General features: G+C 56.0%; 2 protein-coding genes. Both read left to right on the top strand.

Annotation, left to right across the window (positions count from 1 at the left end; genetic code table 11):
* The coding region (locus tag H7698_RS30930) for a type VI secretion protein (protein ID WP_194693877.1) at window positions 1-2,419 on the top strand (2,419 nt) is incomplete at its 5' end.
* On the top strand, window positions 2,416-2,973 hold a 558-nt coding region (locus H7698_RS30935; RefSeq protein WP_235992994.1), incomplete at its 3' end, for a type IV secretion system protein. The genes H7698_RS30930 and H7698_RS30935, both read left to right, overlap by 4 nt.

Consider the following 2,973-nt stretch of genomic DNA (forward strand, 5'->3'; position numbering starts at 1 on the left):
CACTATCGCTTCCAGCGACCTTGCGCTGTATGTGCACGTAGTCCGCCGCAAGGTGTTTGATTTCCCTGAAGGGCAGGGTTCCACTTGGTTCTCCAAGCAGTTCAATGCGGCCTGGCGTAAGCGCTACGAGAGCAAAGGCTTCTATGTTAACGAGATTTATATCTCGTTGGTGCGTAGCCGCTTCCGTGCCGGTATGCCAGGGATCATGGATCGAGGAATTGCGCTCATCACGGGCACCAGTGCTAACAAACAGGATGCTGAATCCTTCGAGGAAATGGCGGACGATCTTTACAAGGCGTCAAACCTGCTGTTGCGCGGCCTTTCTGAGTACGGCGCTACCCGGCTGCAGATCCAGCGGCACCCAGTTTGCTCCACCACGTTCATGGGCCGTGATCAGGCCTTTGATGCTGTCAGCCGTTTCCGGTGGAGCTGGGACGAATTCAAGAAGGTGGTTGGCGACCAAGCTCAATACCCTGCTGAAGTTGTCCTCGATTACCTGGGGGAAGAATTCTCCGAACTCAGCTCGTTCTTCCACTACCTGATCAACCTTGAGGATCGCAAGATCCCCGTGAGCGATCAGAAAATCTGCGAAATGTTGCCATACGCACGACTCAATTTCCGCGTGTTGGCAACGATGTGTGAAGTCCGGGGTAGCACCAGTTCGAGAATCGGAGCGGTGTTGAGCATGGCCGAATGGCCGCGTAAGACGCCATCGCGAATGATGAACAAGTTCCTGCAGCAGCCGGTGGAATTCATCATCACGCAATCGTTCTTCTTCTCGAACCGGATTGAAGCCGAGTCGTCGATGGTCGATGAACAGCGACGACTGACCGTATCGGACACCCACGGGATTTCCAACGATGACAGCCAGGAACTGACTGAGGGCATTCGTGCTCTGCGCCGTGGCGATACTGTCAATGGCCTGCATCACCTGACGATCTTCGTTCATGTGCCTTCGTTGCCAATGGACTCCGATGACCATCGCAAAGCGAATAACAAGGCGCTGGATAAAGCTGTTGGTTTGATCGAGGGATGCTTTGTCGACCTGAACGTCAAATCCGTTCGTGAGTGGATGGCCCTGGAAACCTTCTTCTGGTCGCAGCTGCCTGGCCAACAAGAGGCCTTGATCGGTCGTCGTGGGAAGATCAAATCGAGCAACTTCGCCGGGTTCGCTTCGTTGCACAACTTCGCAAGGGGGCGTCGCGACGGCAACTTGTGGGGGCCTGCGATCACGGCTTTTGAAACCGAGAGCGGCACGTCTTACAACTTCAACTTTCACCGCGAGCTGGAAGGGATGGTTGCAGGGCACACCGCAGTTGCAGCGGACACCGGCTCAGGTAAGACCACGCTGATTTCGGCGATGGTTTGTGAAGCCGACAAAGCCGGGCCGCGAGTGTTCTGGTTCGATAACCGCTTCGGCGCGAAGGTGTTCATGAAGGCAATGGGCGGGGTACACACCACGCTTTCCCCGCACAGCGGCATGAATTGGAATCCTTTCAAGCTGCCAGACACGGCTGAGAACCGGGCGTTTCTGGTCGATCTGCAGGTGCAGATGCGTCAGTGCTACGCCTCTACACCGGCTGACTCTGACGACATTAAGCGCTTCAAGGCCCTGGTAGATGAAAACTACTCGCTGCCGTATGAGGATCGGCGGTTGCGCAATGTGGTGTGGACGTATGGCCAGGGCGAGCTGGCAGACATTATGGCCATCTGGCACGGCGGCAAGGGCGTGACTGGTGCGAACGCTGGTGTGTTCGACAATCAACACGACTCTATCGACCTGACCACTTCCCGGCACTACTGCTTTGAAATGATGGAACTGCTCAAGGGCGGTGAGGCCCGGCCTGAACTGCCCGTCGTACTGAGCTACCCGCTCCACCGTATTGAGCAAGCGATGGATGGCACCCCTTTCATCCTGGTACTGGAGGAAGGGCAAAACCTGGTGAAGAACGATTATTGGAAGAAGCGAATCGACAACTTCATCATGCAGATCCGCCGCAAAAACGGGCTGATTATCTTCGTCACCCCTGATGCGAAGTACTTCCGCAGTGAAACCGACTCAATCGACAAGCAGACCTCTACCAAGATCTACCTGTCGAACGACGCGGCCACTGATGAAGACCATCAAAACCTGACCGTCGCTGAACGTAAGTGGATTCGTGAGATCGGCCAGGCTTCCCGCAAGTTTCTGATCCGTCGCGGGAAGGAGTCGATCAGGGCGGTTTTCGATCTGACTTCCGAAGTGGATGACGAAAACCTGTCCGACTTTATCCCGGTGCTGTCCTCAAACGATGTTGGTGTCGCCTTGATGGATTCCATCATCAAGCGCCTCGGCACCGACGACCCTGAGCAATGGGTTCCTGTCTTTATGGCGGAAGCCAAAGCGAAAAACACCCACAACCTGAAGGCGGTCAAATGATGGCAACTATGAAGAAAATCGGCCTCGCCGTGGCAGTGGCCATGGCCGTGAGCGGCCAAGTGAATGCTACCGGCGTTCCTACTGGCGACGCCGGAACCTGGGCGGCCCTGGCTCAACAGCTTGTTGTGCTGCGGGAACAATTCGAGACGCTGAAAGACTCGTATCAGACCCAAGGCAACATCCTGCGCAACCTCGAAGGTTCCTATGGCCGTGGTGCCATCGGCCTGAACGACTCGATCAACTCTGCTTCGGTCGTGCCGGGTTCCTGGCAAGAGGTCGTTGCACGGCAAGGCTCCGGTGCGTATGGCAGCAAGCAATCGTACTACGAGGAATTGATCAAGACCTTGCCGCAAGAGCTGTTTGCCAACCCACAAGGCCAACGCGCCCAAGGCTACCAGCTCAGTTCTGATGCCGTTCGCGCAGCCATGTCCGGTGGCGATGCGCTCTACAGCGAAGTACAGGTGCATCTGAACAACCTGGCCACCCTCTCGCGTCAAGTGGATATGACCACAAACGCCAAGGATGCCGCTGACCTGCAGAACCGTATTTCTGCT

The organism is Pseudomonas sp. p50(2008) (assembly GCF_015351605.1).
Taxonomy (GTDB): Bacteria; Pseudomonadota; Gammaproteobacteria; order Pseudomonadales; family Pseudomonadaceae; genus Aquipseudomonas.